This window comes from Butyrivibrio sp. AD3002 (assembly GCF_000420905.1).
Classification (GTDB): Bacteria; Bacillota; Clostridia; order Lachnospirales; family Lachnospiraceae; genus Butyrivibrio.
In genome coordinates this window covers 1-13856 of the sequence record NZ_ATVV01000008.1, presented here as the reverse complement: position 1 = coordinate 13856, position 13856 = coordinate 1, and the positions used below count along the sequence as shown (strand labels likewise).

Annotated in this window: 21 protein-coding genes; 20 read left to right on the top strand and 1 reads right to left on the bottom strand. The window is 40.2% G+C overall.

Annotation, left to right across the window (positions count from 1 at the left end; genetic code table 11):
* Window positions 1-260: 260 nt before the first annotated feature.
* The 15 genes from G596_RS0107230 to G596_RS21350 all read left to right on the top strand — a co-directional run bounded on the left by G596_RS0107230 (window position 261) and on the right by G596_RS21350 (window position 10634).
* A complete protein-coding gene (locus tag G596_RS0107230) occupies window positions 261-629 on the top strand; it encodes a hypothetical protein (protein WP_022761170.1) in 369 nt (122 codons plus the stop codon).
* Between the two features lie 69 nt (window positions 630-698).
* Window positions 699-1055, top strand: coding sequence for a hypothetical protein (locus tag G596_RS0107225; RefSeq protein WP_196805203.1), 357 nt, complete (start codon window positions 699-701; stop codon window positions 1053-1055).
* 22 nt (window positions 1056-1077) lie between these two features.
* Window positions 1078-1842, top strand: a complete 765-nt coding sequence (locus tag G596_RS0107220; RefSeq protein WP_022761168.1) for a YwaF family protein — start codon at window positions 1078-1080, stop codon at window positions 1840-1842.
* A 13-nt stretch (window positions 1843-1855) separates the two neighbouring features.
* Window positions 1856-2005 (top strand): hypothetical protein, encoded by a 150-nt coding sequence (locus tag G596_RS24715; protein ID WP_022761167.1) that lies wholly within the window; start codon window positions 1856-1858, stop codon window positions 2003-2005.
* A complete protein-coding gene (locus G596_RS21365) occupies window positions 2005-2751 on the top strand; it encodes an HAD family hydrolase (RefSeq protein WP_022761166.1) in 747 nt (248 codons plus the stop codon). Before G596_RS24715 ends, G596_RS21365 begins: the two co-directional genes overlap by 1 nt.
* Before the next feature lie 197 nt (window positions 2752-2948).
* On the top strand, window positions 2949-4427 hold the full coding sequence (locus G596_RS21360; protein WP_022761165.1) for an MFS transporter: 1479 nt from the start codon (window positions 2949-2951) through the stop codon (window positions 4425-4427).
* A 16-nt stretch (window positions 4428-4443) separates the two neighbouring features.
* Window positions 4444-5175: a glycerophosphodiester phosphodiesterase gene (locus G596_RS0107200; protein WP_022761164.1), complete on the top strand. Its 732-nt coding sequence runs from the start codon at window positions 4444-4446 to the stop codon at window positions 5173-5175.
* A complete protein-coding gene (locus tag G596_RS0107195; protein WP_022761163.1) occupies window positions 5162-6124 on the top strand; it encodes an alpha/beta fold hydrolase in 963 nt (320 codons plus the stop codon). Before G596_RS0107200 ends, G596_RS0107195 begins: the two co-directional genes overlap by 14 nt.
* Before the next feature lie 49 nt (window positions 6125-6173).
* Complete coding sequence (locus G596_RS0107190) at window positions 6174-6860, top strand: hypothetical protein (protein ID WP_022761162.1); 687 nt, start codon at window positions 6174-6176, stop codon at window positions 6858-6860.
* The gene (locus G596_RS0107185; protein ID WP_022761161.1) at window positions 6857-7315 is read left to right on the top strand and encodes a GNAT family N-acetyltransferase; all 459 of its coding nucleotides are present in this window, start codon (window positions 6857-6859) and stop codon (window positions 7313-7315) included. The genes G596_RS0107190 and G596_RS0107185 overlap by 4 nt, the downstream gene beginning before the upstream one ends.
* Before the next feature lie 113 nt (window positions 7316-7428).
* The gene (locus G596_RS0107180; protein ID WP_022761160.1) at window positions 7429-7671 is read left to right on the top strand and encodes an AbrB/MazE/SpoVT family DNA-binding domain-containing protein; all 243 of its coding nucleotides are present in this window, start codon (window positions 7429-7431) and stop codon (window positions 7669-7671) included.
* The gene (locus G596_RS0107175; RefSeq protein ID WP_022761159.1) at window positions 7668-7979 is read left to right on the top strand and encodes a type II toxin-antitoxin system PemK/MazF family toxin; all 312 of its coding nucleotides are present in this window, start codon (window positions 7668-7670) and stop codon (window positions 7977-7979) included. The genes G596_RS0107180 and G596_RS0107175 overlap by 4 nt, the downstream gene beginning before the upstream one ends.
* Before the next feature lie 248 nt (window positions 7980-8227).
* Window positions 8228-8413: a hypothetical protein gene (locus G596_RS21355; RefSeq protein ID WP_022761158.1), complete on the top strand. Its 186-nt coding sequence runs from the start codon at window positions 8228-8230 to the stop codon at window positions 8411-8413.
* Window positions 8414-8737: 324 nt separating this feature from the next.
* A complete protein-coding gene (locus G596_RS0107165) occupies window positions 8738-9865 on the top strand; it encodes a tyrosine-type recombinase/integrase (RefSeq protein ID WP_022761157.1) in 1128 nt (375 codons plus the stop codon).
* Window positions 9866-10121: 256 nt separating this feature from the next.
* Complete coding sequence (locus G596_RS21350; RefSeq protein ID WP_022761156.1) at window positions 10122-10634, top strand: metallophosphoesterase family protein; 513 nt, start codon at window positions 10122-10124, stop codon at window positions 10632-10634.
* A gap of 125 nt (window positions 10635-10759) precedes the next feature.
* On the opposite strand, the gene G596_RS21345 is transcribed toward G596_RS21350, so the two are convergent.
* A complete protein-coding gene (locus tag G596_RS21345; RefSeq protein ID WP_022761155.1) occupies window positions 10760-11107 on the bottom strand; it encodes a hypothetical protein in 348 nt (115 codons plus the stop codon).
* Between the two features lie 440 nt (window positions 11108-11547).
* Here G596_RS21345 and G596_RS24710 point away from each other — a divergent pair, with 440 nt between their 5' ends.
* The 5 genes from G596_RS24710 to G596_RS21340 are packed head-to-tail and all read left to right on the top strand — an operon-like array spanning window position 11548 to window position 13612.
* The gene (locus G596_RS24710; RefSeq protein WP_022761154.1) at window positions 11548-11697 is read left to right on the top strand and encodes a hypothetical protein; all 150 of its coding nucleotides are present in this window, start codon (window positions 11548-11550) and stop codon (window positions 11695-11697) included.
* 46 nt (window positions 11698-11743) lie between these two features.
* Window positions 11744-12205, top strand: a complete 462-nt coding sequence (locus G596_RS0107140; RefSeq protein ID WP_022761153.1) for an HD domain-containing protein — start codon at window positions 11744-11746, stop codon at window positions 12203-12205.
* A complete protein-coding gene (locus tag G596_RS0107135) occupies window positions 12174-12506 on the top strand; it encodes an SDR family oxidoreductase (protein WP_081646672.1) in 333 nt (110 codons plus the stop codon). Before G596_RS0107140 ends, G596_RS0107135 begins: the two co-directional genes overlap by 32 nt.
* Window positions 12507-12508: 2 nt before the next feature.
* Window positions 12509-13108 (top strand): DUF1349 domain-containing protein, encoded by a 600-nt coding sequence (locus tag G596_RS0107130; RefSeq protein ID WP_022761151.1) that lies wholly within the window; start codon window positions 12509-12511, stop codon window positions 13106-13108.
* Window positions 13109-13150: 42 nt separating this feature from the next.
* Window positions 13151-13612 carry an NAD(P)H-dependent oxidoreductase gene (locus G596_RS21340; protein ID WP_022761150.1) on the top strand — a complete coding sequence of 154 codons (462 nt, stop codon included), beginning with the start codon at window positions 13151-13153 and terminating at the stop codon, window positions 13610-13612.
* Window positions 13613-13856: the final 244 nt, after the last annotated feature.

Genomic DNA, 13856 nt, shown 5'->3' with positions numbered 1-13856 from the left:
TTTCTGTGCAACCTCTGTCATTCGGGTGCACGCCACTCCCCAAAGGGCCGAGTGGCAAACCATTATTACGTCACTTGTTTTTTCTCCTTTCTAAAAAGTACAAAAATAGCGTCATAATGCAATCCATTTGCATTAAAACGCTATCCTTAGCCATATAGTATATCGGACAATTTAATCTGATTATTAATAGCTTCAATTAAAACGTTTTTTATCATATAATTGAAGCTCGGGGGAATTGTTATTTTTTGGAGGAAAAACGTATGACAAAAAGAAATGTTGGATGGATACTGGTCATTATTGGCTTATTCATGCTGTTCAAAATGGTACGCGTATCATCATTTGGCTTCTACAGGATCGGCAGGGTAAGCACATCTGCAATAGTTCTGGTACTTCTCATTATTTCAGCGATAGCTGTTATTGTTAATAAAAATAAGTTTACATGGGGATGCCTGGTGCTGTCCCTGTGCTTTTTGGTTGTATCGCTTATTCTTGGTACAGACCTTTATTTTGCATATTCATCACTTACAGACATACTGCTTGTGTTTGTTCCCATAGTTGTCGGAACAGGTCTTATCATCAAGAGTGCTTTTGAAAAGCATCATAAAAAAGCAAACAAGTATGAGTTTTAAGGCGTGAATATGAATAATAGAAAATTGGTACGACTGATAATATCAGGCGTTTTACTTTTTGCGTCTTTAATGATGTGTATTTTGGGCATAGGATGCTCTATTGCCTCAAAGCTCGGAGAGACATTCGTAGAAGTACCGGCATATATAACTGATGTAAGGGAAACCACTAGAAGATCAATGAAATCATCTCGTACCCAATATGAGTATACAGTTCATTATACTTATGACGGTCAGGAATATGAGGAGAGAGAGAAGTCTGATTTCAGCCCTGATGAAGATATATCAAGTATGTATTACAGTCCCGAAACCGGGATGATTACTGAAACCAGCGCGGAGACATTCAAATATTCAACCTATGTATTTTTTGTTCTTGCAGCAGGGTTGCTCATAGCCAGTATAATAGCATTTATAGTCATTAAGGTGTGAAACAGGCCGGAAGCATGGCGTGATGAAAATGATGGAATATTTTTGGAAACAGCAGGATGACCTTCCTGAAGGTATAGGTTATGGTTTGTTTAGCACAGAGCATATGATAAGCATCGTTGTTGTCCTTGCTCTTGTGGTTTTGGCAGCCATTCTTATTAGGCGTTTCAGTGAAGATAAAAAAGTAAGAATCTGTAAGGCAATACCGCCGATAATGCTGTTATTGGAGATTTTCAAAGACCTCTACCTTGTAAGGGTAGGGCATTTTGGAATAGGATACCTTCCACTCCATATATGCAGCATAGGAATATTTGTCTTTCTGATAAGGGAATATGTTCCATCAGTGAAGATAAAGGGCATATTTGGGGAGATAGCATATATCCTCATTATGCCTGCTTCTGTTTGTGCACTTATTTTCCCTGATTGGGCGGATCTGTACCCTGTCTGGAATTTCATGAATCTCTACAGCTACTTATGGCACGGGCTTCTTGTACTGTATCCGTTACTTCTGAAGCTGGAGGGAAAAATAAAACCGACTCTATGGCATATCCATTACGAGATAATTTTTCTTTTGATTGTGGTTCCGCCAATTCTCCTTTTTGATAGGGCATTCGGATGTAATTACTTTTTTGTAAACTGGCCCATTAGGGGGACTCCGCTTGCTTTTATAGCAGATAAATTCGGAATGAAGTATTACCTTGTGGGCTATGGAATGCTTACACTTGCAGTTCTTTTTATTGTGTATGTCGTTACGGGCACCATTGATAAGCTTACAGCCCGCAAAAACTGAAGGATATTTTTATATGGAAAACAAAGAAGAAAAAGAAGATAAACGAATATACACCTTTAGCAAGGAAAAAACCTGCCACGGAAGCTGTAATGATGGCTGTATCATTAGCGCTTTTACTGTATGTGATAAGAAAATCGGAAAAGATTGTTCAAAAGGACAGTAATGGATATGAAGTATAAGAATTACATTTTTGATTTGTACGGAACGTTAATAGACATACATACCGACGAAGAGCAGCCGGAGCTGTGGGAATTCATGGCGGATTATCTTGCAATGAACTTCTCATGTGAGTACGATGCAAAAAAACTCAGAAAAGATTACCTGAGAATTTGCAGAGATGAAGAAAAAAAGCTCGCTAAAGCAAACGGAAGCAAGTTCCCTGAAATTAAGATCGAATGGGTATGGGAAAGGCTTATTGGCAAGCCATGCTCTGATGCCGACATGCGCCTTCTTTGTAATACGTTTAGGGAGAGATCCAGAGACAGGCTTGTGCAGTATGAAGGTGTGGCTGAGACTTTAACAGCCATAAAAAAATCCGGTGGAAAGGTATTCCTTCTTTCCAATGCTCAAAGACTTTTTACGGAGAAGGAGCTTGAGGATACAAATCTGACTAACTTTTTTGACGACATCTTCATTTCATCCGATATGGGTGTAAAGAAGCCCGATGAAAGGTTTCTTCTAGAACTTCTTGAAAAACACGGCTTAAAGAAAGATGAATCGGTAATGATCGGCAATGAAGTTCTTGCGGATGTAAGCGTTGCAACTGGCGCCGGTATTGATGCAATATACCTGAATACCTATGCTCATACACAGAAGGAAATACAGCGAGACCTAAAGATATGCCATGCGGATACTGATAGAGTCAATATTGTTGATGACGGAAATATTTTGAGTTTATTGAGGAGATAAGGAAAGAATTTCCGCAGGTTAAATTAGAGCAAAAATCATATTGCTCCGGGATAATACAAATTAGTAAGAGGTAACTGCTAAGCATCAATTCCAAATATGCAGCCCGCCTTTTTTGATATAAAATATATTAGTAGAACATCACCTATAGGAATGTTCTACATACAATATGAAAAAGAGAAAGGTTTAGGGGGAAGCATATGGAGTATTATGGGAGAAAACCAAATTATAATTTTCTTCACAGAATGATGTTTGGCATGGCGGAGTTTTATAACGGGGGAGCTTTTGTCATCATCAACACGTTTTTTGCGGTATTTATGACCAAGGCTCTTGGTATGCCTGCAGCCCTTGCAGGTACGATTCCGCTTGTGGGAAAAGTGTGGGATGCCATCACAGACCCCATGATGGGGAATATCACTGACAGAACCACCTCAAAATTCGGGCCTAAAAGATTTTATATTCTTATTGGTGCTTTTGCTTCGGCGATTACGTTTCTTCTGCTATGGGTGAGCATTCCGACCACATCACCTGTTATTCTTTATATCTTTTATCTGTTTATGTATTGCCTGTTTTCAACGGGCTTTACCATCCTTTTTGTTCCATATTACGGGCTGCTTCCTGACATGATGGATGACTATGCAATGCGCGCAAAATTCTCCAACTGCCGCATGATCTGGTCAACCCTGGGATCCATGGTGTGCGGACTCATACCTACATTCATAATTACAGATACGCTGAATAAATCACTATATATGAAATGCGCATTTATTTTCAGCGTTCTTTTCCTGTGCACATCACTTGTTACTTTCTTTGGAACCTGGGAAAAGAAAAAAGAGCCCATTAACACAACTCTTGCCGAGAGCTTCCCGCAATCTGTAAGTGTCTTAAAGAGCAGATCCTTCAGGCTTTTCCTTGGTCTCTATCTCTTTGGACAGTGCGGAATGGACTTTGTTTCCGGTATGGCTGTTTATTATGTGGATGATGTTCTAAACGGATATGGAAATGGTTACTTTACCTATCTGATGGCGGTTCTTCTGATCTCGCAGCTTGTCGGCATGCTAATTTGGGGCCCTGTGATGAGTAAAACATCTAAGAGAACAACAATACTCATTGGAGCACCCATAAGACTCCTTGGAACATTGGGACTTTTGGCCTTTTCCTATGAAGGAGCAAGTATTGTTCTGATACTGATTCTGACAGCTCTTATCGGAATCGGTAACGCTGCGACTCTCACCAGTATATTTGCGATAATGGCTGATATGGCTGAAGTTGACGAGCTTATCACTTCAATCAGAAGACCCGGTATCGTCTCGGGTATGGCTACCTTTATAAGAAAAATCTCCGCAGGCGTATCTGCAGCAGTAATCGGAATTCTTTTATCTGCGGTAGGTTACGATGAAGTGATCGCCAACAGCGGCGGACGTCAGTCTCTGGAAACTCAGCAGGGTATATCCCTGATTTTCATTATATGTCCTGCAATTCTGATAACACTTCTGTTTGTTGTGGCGGTAATTTTCCCTATAACCGGCAAAGAATTTGCAGTAATTCAGAAGGACATCGCCCGCAGAAAAGGTGAAGATTCATCAGCTCCGACAGAAGAAGAGAAGCGTATCTGCGAGAAAGTCACGGGTTTTGCTTACGATAATCTGTGGGATATAAAGAATTCAAATAAAAAATGAGAAAGAAGGTAAAACTATGAGATATCCTTTGATATGGGCTCACCGCGGAGCCAGTGGCTATGCGCCTGAAAACACACTTCCCGCATTCAAAATGGCTGCGGACATGAAAGCTGACGGAGTTGAGCTTGATATTCAGCTTACAAAAGATGATGTCATTGTGGTCTGTCACGATGAAACCATAGACAGAACCAGTAATGGTGCAGGTTTTATCAAGGATTACACCTATGAAGAACTGCTTAAGTTTGATTTTTGTAATGGCAATCAGGCATATGAAGGTGTACATATTCCCACTATGGAAGAAGTGTTTGATTTACTGGCACCGACAGGACTTACCATAAACATCGAACTCAAGACCGGGGAGATATTCTATCCCGATCTGGAGGATAAAATCGTCGAACTTGTGAAGAAAAAGGGCTTTTCGGACAGAGTTATCTATTCTTCTTTCAACCATTACTCAGTGATGAAAATTAAGGATATAAGCCCTGAATCAAAGGTTGGTTTCCTATATGCGGACGGCCATCTTAACATGCCCGGATACGCCGCAGAAAATGGAGTAGATGCGCTCCATCCGGCTTTCTATAATCTGCAATATCCTGATTTTATGGATGACTGCAACATGTTTGAGATTGACGTTAATGTATGGACAGTCAACAAAGAGGCGGACATGATTAAATGCCGTGATATGGGCGTAAATGCCGTAATTACCAACTATCCCGATAAGGCAAGGAAAATCTATGAACAAGGTTAATTTCCTGGGTGAAGATGATTTCATCCGGATAATGAAAACTGAAAACAGTGAGTTTCGAAAGACCCATGTAAAACAGGGAAAATTTCAGTCTTTTGACGGGGCTACGCTTAATTACTATTTTGCCATACCTGAAAATGCGACTAAGGTAGTTGTCTTTGCTCATGGCTTTTGTGAATTCTTCGGAAAATATCATGAGTATGTCTGGTATCTGTACCAGGCCGGATTTGGGTTCTTTTTCCCGGAGCAGCGAGGACACGGCTACTCTGAGGGCAAGATGAAGGAGCCGGATGTCGTCTATATCGATGATTACGATACATATGTCGAAGATTTTCATATTTTTATGGATAAGGTGGTTATGCCTGCTACTCCTGAAAAGGAGCGAATTCTTATTGCGCATTCCATGGGAGGCGCTGTGGGTACTCTTTTCCTCGAGAAATATCCGGGTTATTTTGACAAGGCTATTCTAAGTTCTCCTATGCTTAAGATGAAGTCGGTTCCTTCGAAATTGGTGCGCAGTCTGCTTAGTATCTATGCATTTCTATTTGGTAAGCGCAAAGCTATGGCGCCGGGGCAGAAGCACTTTGATGGGGTGTCTGTGTTTGAGACAAGCAGTACTAAGTCCAAAGCCCGCTATGACTATATGTTTGAGATGCGATTAAAAGACGAGCATTATCAGACCTATGGCGCATCCATTGGCTGGGGGCTGGCAAGCTATAAGGTGTATGACAGGATTTTCAAAAATGCTTCAAGACTCTCGCTGCCGATAACTGTATTTACTGCAGGTCAGGACCATCTGATTGATTCCGATGGTTATACGGAATTTGCAGGGAAGGTTCCCGGTGCGAAGATTATTGCTTTTGAGGATTCGAGGCATGAGATTTTCAATGCAGAGGAAGAAACGCGTAATGAATATTTCAGGCAGGTACTGGAGATTATAGATAGGGATTGATATTGAAACCATTTAAAATTCAGGATATTAACGGAAAGGAGTCGGATTTATGCGCAAAACAAAAACACACGTTATTCTAACAGCTCTTATTTTCTCTATGTCGATGTTGCTATCAGCTTGCAATAATTCAGGAGAAGTAACAAGCGATGAAGATGGAGATCTTAAACCTGTTATGTACTTCTATCCTACGGAAGACAATTCTGCAATATCTGCGTCTATAGACTATGACGGAGTATTTTCCACGGTTTATCCCGACTTTTCATCAGATAACACATGGAATTTTATTGCGGATAAGGATGGTACCATAAGTATCAGTGATAAGGAATATGGCTACCTTTTCTGGGAAGGAACTCATAACGGAAATTATACCATTACCAGCGGAGACTGTGTGGCTAAGGAAGATCTCGTCCCCTTCCTCGAAGATAAACTAACCGCGCTGGGACTGACCGACAAGGAAAAAGACGATTTCATCACTTTCTGGCTTCCAAGGCTTAGCCAGAACAGCTATAATCTGATTTCTTTTGATAACTCACAGTATCTGGAGAATGCAAAGCTTTCGATAAATCCTTCTCCGGACACTCTGATCCGTGTATATATGACATATACAGGTTGTGACAACCCTGTGGAAATTGCTCAGCCTGAAGAAATAATCACTCCTTCCAGAAACGGGTTTACCGTTGTTGAGTGGGGTGGAAGCGAAGTAAAGGAATACAATAAAGGCGGTTTGAGGTTATGATCCATTTAGAATCCGTTACACGGGATAATATCGAAGAATTGATAGAACTTTCTGTAAGAGAAGACCAGCAGAGTTTTGTTTCTACTGTTGCGGAATCGCTTGCCCAGGCATATGTGTATTCCGAAAATGCATATCCGTTTGCTGTCTATGAAGACGATATCTTAGTTGGTTTTATCATGATGGGCTATTACGAGGTGAAGCAGTATTATACCTTGTGGAAATTCCTTATCGATTATAGATACCAGAATAAGGGGTATGGGCGACAGGCGCTTGTATTGGGCCTTGAATATATAAAAGAAAAATTCAATCCGCCGGATATATACACCGGAGTTGTACCGGGGAATACAGTGGCTAAAGACTTATATAAGTCCGTAGGTTTCGAAGATACAGGCCTTATCGAATGCGGAATGGAAGAGATGAAATTGAAATATCCCATGACAATCAAAATAAATTAGCATGAACTAGCCCTCATATCTCATTATTATTATGAGTTATGGGGCTATATCAGGTGATTGTACACATGGAGTATATACGGTATAATGTATATACAATAAAAGGAGGTGATCACATGGAGCAGGTTGCAATAAGGGCTTGGGGCAATAGCCAGGGAATACGAATTCCTAAGGATATTTTGGAAAAATTGCAGTTAAAGGTTTCTGATGTGTTGGATATAGAAATAGAAAATGACAGTATTGTTCTTAGAAAACAGTTTGTTCATAAAACTTTTGAAGAAAGACTTGCAGAGTTTAATGGGGAAATAACGGTTTGCGATTTTGATTGGGGCGAACCGGTAGGGAGAGAGATTTTATGAGCGAGTTTAATCAAGGGGATATTATAAAGATTACAGGTTTCAAAAGACAGCTGTTTGTTATAGTTAGCAAAAATGCTTTTATAAAGGCAACAGGTATATTTCATGTATGCCCTATGCTTTCTAATATTCACGCCGGGCCTTTACATATTCCGGTGTGCGGGAAAAAGGGTGAGTCTGGAACTGTAATTTGTGAGCAGTTTAAAGCAATAGATCCTAGGGCAAGAGGGTGTAATAGAGTTGATTTTCTTGCATATGAGGACATTATGAATGTATCGGATGCGGTGCAGGGTATTTTTGAGTACGATTAATAGTAGTCATGTTCCGCTGAAAAGATGGCAGTACATGGTTGGGGTTCTTATGCCCGGGGTTGTTCTTGGAGTAATATTTGAAAGATAAAATGGAAAATGGTGATCACTGTGAGAGGTGGTCACTATTTTTATATTGCACAAATATTGCATGTTCTTTGCATTCCGTCCTGCCTTGACTCTGTGATACAATGATTTCTATGATTACTTGCGGAGGAGACCACGATGGAAATACTTGATTTTTTACAGAAATGCAATATATACAAGCAGGATATGGAAAGAATTTCTGGGGAGAGCAGGTGTTATGGATTACTGATCCGAAACAGATAAGTATGGAGCATATGAAGTTTGTCGGGGGATATCCAAATGGGTACTGCATATACCTTTCTGAGCTGCCGGCAGAGGAACAGGCGGAAATACTAGAGCAGCTACGATAACAACCGTTATATTGCGGCGTGGATTTTTTTAATGCTCGGATAGCGGAAATGCTTTTCATCATAGAGTAGTTGTCCTTATTAAAAACTCATATGACAGGTATATTATAGCATTTCATGGTATGAATTGGATTATATTATGAAAAACGAGAAATATTCGTGAACTATCAGCTAAAAGTTTAGATAGCTTCTACGATTAATAGCTTGGGTAGAAAAGGATATGTTAGCTATGCGTAAAAGAACAGTTTTACGCATACATAGGTTTATGATAAAATGAAATTAGGACATTTTTGATGAAAAAACAGTTATTTTATGGGGATTAATAACATGTCTGAAGGAATAAATTATACCGATAGAACCTCAAAACTGCTTGAAGATATGCCGGATTATGTGGTCAGTTTTATAAACAGATATAGCGGACGCGGAAAAGCTGCAACCATGTTTGAATATAGCCGCGATATTTTCGTGTTTTTTGAATATCTGATCAATTTTCACCCGGAATTCTGTGATAAGAAAATGATCGATATTACTACGGATGATCTTGGAAAACTTCTTCCCGAGGATATCGATAATTTCATCGCAACGCTGCGAAATACTAAGGATAAAAGATTTAAAAGAACGGATGATGCATATGAAAAAAGTATGCGGCCTAAGAAAAAATCCCTTACAGGACCGAAGAAAAAGAATGATGAAACCAGTGAAGCCACTTTAAAGAGAAAAAAGGCCACTATATCCGCTTTTTATTCATACCTTTTGAGCAATGGTAAGGTCACAATGAATCCGGTCCTTGCGTCCAGAAAAATTGATATTCCCAAGAAAAAACTCATATATCTGGATTTTGAAGAACAGAATAAACTGATTGATACCGTAATCAATGGCACAGGGCTTGGCGATAATACGCGAAAATATCACAGCATATATGCAGAACGTGATGCTGCAATGTTTATGCTGCTTTTGGATACCGGGCTTCGTGTATCCGAGATGCTTAACACCAATATAGTCGATTTTGATCTGAATAAAGGGAAAGTTACCGTCATCAGAAAAGGCGGCGATCAGCAGGATGCCTACTATTCTGACGAATGTGCAGGATATTTATGGGACTATTTTGAATCACAGAAAGCCAGATTCCCTTATACCTCAGAGGTCGAACTACCTGCATTTACTACCACAAAGGGCGAAAGACTCAGTGTCAGGGCTGTTGAGACGCTTGTGAAGAAATATGTGAAGGCTGCTCTTCCCAATAAAGCCCATCTCATATCTCCTCACAAACTCAGATCAAGCTTTGCAATGTCACTATATGAAGCAAGTAATTACAATCTGTTACTTGTGCAAAAAAGGCTTAATCACGCGTCAGTCACCACTACCACTGTGTATGCCAAGGCCGTAGAAAAAGAAGTTGAGAGTTCCAGGAATACCTTGCAGGAATATAAGTTGCAACTAGAGGGCAAATCATAGGAATTAATGATGAATACCCTAGAGGGACATAAGAGTAAAACATGGCAGAAAGTCCTTATTTAACACAATTACATGTAATTATACACGTAATTGTGCGCATCAATCTAAGTGACTCTGATTACATATAATACTTGGAGAGTATGCAGAGTCGACTGACTGGGAACAAAAAGGAAGAGATGCGGCTGATACCGTAAAGAACTTTTTAGAGGGGCTGAAATAAGATAAGAGCAAATCATAATGAACAGGAAATATCACTATGAACGTAAAAATCCTTGTAATATCAGATTCACATGGCTATCCGGGATATGCTAAAAAGGCTATCGAAAAAGAATCACCCTTTGATATCCTCGTCCACTGCGGAGATATCCAGGACTCCATTTCTTCCATAACGGGAGAAAATCCACCCTATGAGGTAAAGATAGTCCGGGGTAACTGCGACTTTGGAAACAGCCTTCCCACTGATGAAGAATTCAAGGCAGGTTTCTTAAGCGTATGGGCAACGCACGGAAATGCCTACAACGTAAAATATGAGGAAAGCCTTAAGACCTTAAAGGAAGCAGCCAAGTCAAGATGCGCTGATCTTGTCCTTTTTGGTCACAGCCACTATGCAGAGATAGTAAAGGATAAGGAAGCCGGCATTACTCTAGTAAACCCCGGAAGTATCTGCTATCCCCAGGTCACAGGTGACAAGGCTACATATGCAGTTATAACAGTTACGGATGACTACGAGATTATCCCAGAAATCAAAGAAATAGGAGAGGATCTATAACCCCAAAGCACCGCCACCGGGATCCTGCCACAGTGACGGTACCTTATAGATAACATCAACTTCATCAATAATCCTGCTCATAAAAAACTCCTAATTCTATTTTGGGCTGCACGCATGAAGGAGACTTATATCGCAACTCCCTGAAGCTTGCCGTCCGGATCTATGTATGCGTTTCTGTCATCAATATAAATATCACAGGTAATCTTCCGGCTATTGTTGCCGTAAAACTCTACAACTTCCGGCAAATTGTCATTTATCGCGTCAAAAGTAAGTCCGTAATCCCTGCACCACTTAATGGCATCTGAAAGAGGTTTTCCAGCTCTGCATGTCCAGAGAATCAGCTTGTTTCCAGCAGCCTTTTCTTTCAACAAATACTCAATTAGTAGGATGTTGGGATCTCCGAGTTCCGGCCAAGCTGAGTAGCAGAGCGTATTATCAAAATCCACAGCATAAATCGTATAATTCTTTTCCATAAGCAATTCCTCATAATAGCGAATGTATGTTCCCGAACTTATGTTCATTAATAATAACCCTGAATTGCTCATCTTGCAATAGAACACATTCTTAAATTTTTGTGATCCGTGTAATTTCCCTTGGATCGCTAAGTGAAGTATGATTAAATACGCTCTCAGGATAAGTTGTTCATTCAACTACTTCAATTTGAAACTCAGTTTGAATATATCTTTCAGTAACGACTGTTTTTGGTACTTTTGCTGATATAAATCCGAGCTTAGGACATCTTAAAATATTGATACAGGGAAAGGAACACCTTTACCCACACATAAGAAAACAACAGAGGCCAGGTGATGCCGAGACGTTCCAGAACTCAGCATTGTCTGGTCTCGCCTATTAATCAATAAGGGAATATAATAAAAGAGCACTTTGCAACACTTAACCGGCAGGAAATTTATCTTTGGCAAGAGAACTATCGGAAAAAGAGCAGAATGAGTATAACAAAATGATACAGGGAGCAAAGCAACTCAATCTTTTTGGAGAAGAAGAGGAGCTTGATGCAAGGGATTTTATCATAGACCGCTCCTGTGAAACAGAAGATGAAATTTAACAATACCAAGTTATTAGTAAAAGAGTCATCGAACCCGGAGGTACACATGAGTAGATTAAAAGATTTGAGGACATATATTGACAAGGAACTTGCTAACATTACTGACTCAGACAAAAGGACTAGCGCAACGGCTCATCTTTACGGCGTATCACTTGCAGCAACAATTCTCGCAAAGAAGCGCGGACTTAATGAGGAATTAGGTGCTATGTCAGGAATGCTTCACGATCTTCATGCATATAAGAGTGGGTCTTACGATGATCACGCCCATCTCGGAGCAGATCTGGCAAGAAAGGTCCTTGAAGAACTTAGCATCACTTCAAAAGAAGAAACTGATATCATTTGTTCTGCAATATATCATCACGATGATAAACTTGTGACAGATTCTCCGATGGATGAGCTTCTAAAGGATGCAGATGTTATCGACCATTGTTTTAAAGATTCATCGAAGCCTGTAAAAGAAAAAGAGCAGAAGAGATATGACGCTCTCTGCAAAGAATTGGGGCTGTGACCATTTCATGGAATACATAGATGTATATACAAGGGATGGAAGTCTTGCAGGAAAAGCTCGAGTTAACAGTATATCTCCTGGATGGATCGATATAACTGGCTCTGACATAACAGGACCTGATGCTATTCAGCAGCCTGTTGGGCGAGTTGGAAAGCCGGAAGATATAGTAGAGATGGTGATGTTTCTGTGTTCAGATAAAGCAGGTTTCACTAATGGAGAGAATATCTGCATTGATGGTGGAATGACAAAACTTATGATATATCACGGAGAACATGGTTGGAATTACAGTAAGGGAGAATAACGATGGATCTGAATGAATTTAGATGGACAAGAGAGCCAAAGAGTTTTGAGATAAAGGATGGCACGATTTCTGTTACCACACTTCCTCATACAGATTTGTGGCAGAGAACTTATTATCATTTCCGGAATGATAATGCCCCTGTATATCAGATGAAGACTAGTGATAAGTTCTTTAGCTTTGTAGTAAAGACTAGCTTTGAGGATAGCCATCATAGATTCGATCAGTGCGGAATAGTTATGTATCTGGACAGCGATAACTGGATCAAGGGATCTGTAGAATATGAAAATGATAGATTCCAGCACCTTGGGAGCGTTGTAACAAATAATGGGTATTCAGACTGGGCTACTACAGAAATCCCCGCGGATATTAAATCCATGTGGTACCGCTTCAGCAGAAGGGAAGATGATTATTGTATAGAATGCTCTGATAATGGAGAAACGTGGAAGCAGATGAGAATCTGCCATATGGAAAAGGGTGGTGGTGAGATACAGTTTGGTATATATGCATGTTCACCGGAAGATTCATCATTTACGGCTGTATTTAGTGATATGCAGATAACAGAATGTGTCTGGAAGGCACATGACGGACAGCAGCCGGATTAACTTAAGGAGGTAGGAGGATGGCAAAGAGGATTGTAGTTGTAAATGCTGGACCAAGGGCATTGCATTTGTAGGGATGGACTTACAAAGGTGTTTGATGACATAAGGGAAGCAGATGGACTTATATTGGGTTCACCTAATTATCTGTCGAACTTAACAGCATCTTTCAGAGCTCTATATGAGAGACTTGTTTTTCAGAGCCTTACTTATAATGCTGAAACACCGTGCTGTAATAAGAACGTGATACCAGTTCTCCTTATAATGACCAGTAATGCACCTGATACGGCTTATACAGAACTACTAAACAGTTACAAGGATACCCTCGATAAATTCGTTGGTCCTACTACTGTACTTGTAAGTGGAGATACATTACAGCTAAATGATTACAGTAAAACTGACTGGGAATGGTCCTTCTTTGATCCTGAATATAAGAAAGAACGGCATGAGACAGTATTTCCGCAGGAATGCAAAAAGGCCTATGAGATGGGAAAATCGCTTATAGTGTAAGTGGAAAGGAATAAAATGGAGAATCTAAGCCAATTTTGTACATGTACAGATTATGATGTATCGGCGAGAAAACTCCTTCCGACATAGTCGGTGGGGGATGAATCGCTGGTCCTCAGCGTTTCGCTTTGCTGTATCGTCCTGTCTTTTCATATTTTCTTTTGTGGTCATCCGTGCGCTGGCTTTCTATATATTTTTTCACTGTCTCAAGTGAAACGGATCCGGTTGTGGCGCAAAAATAACTCCT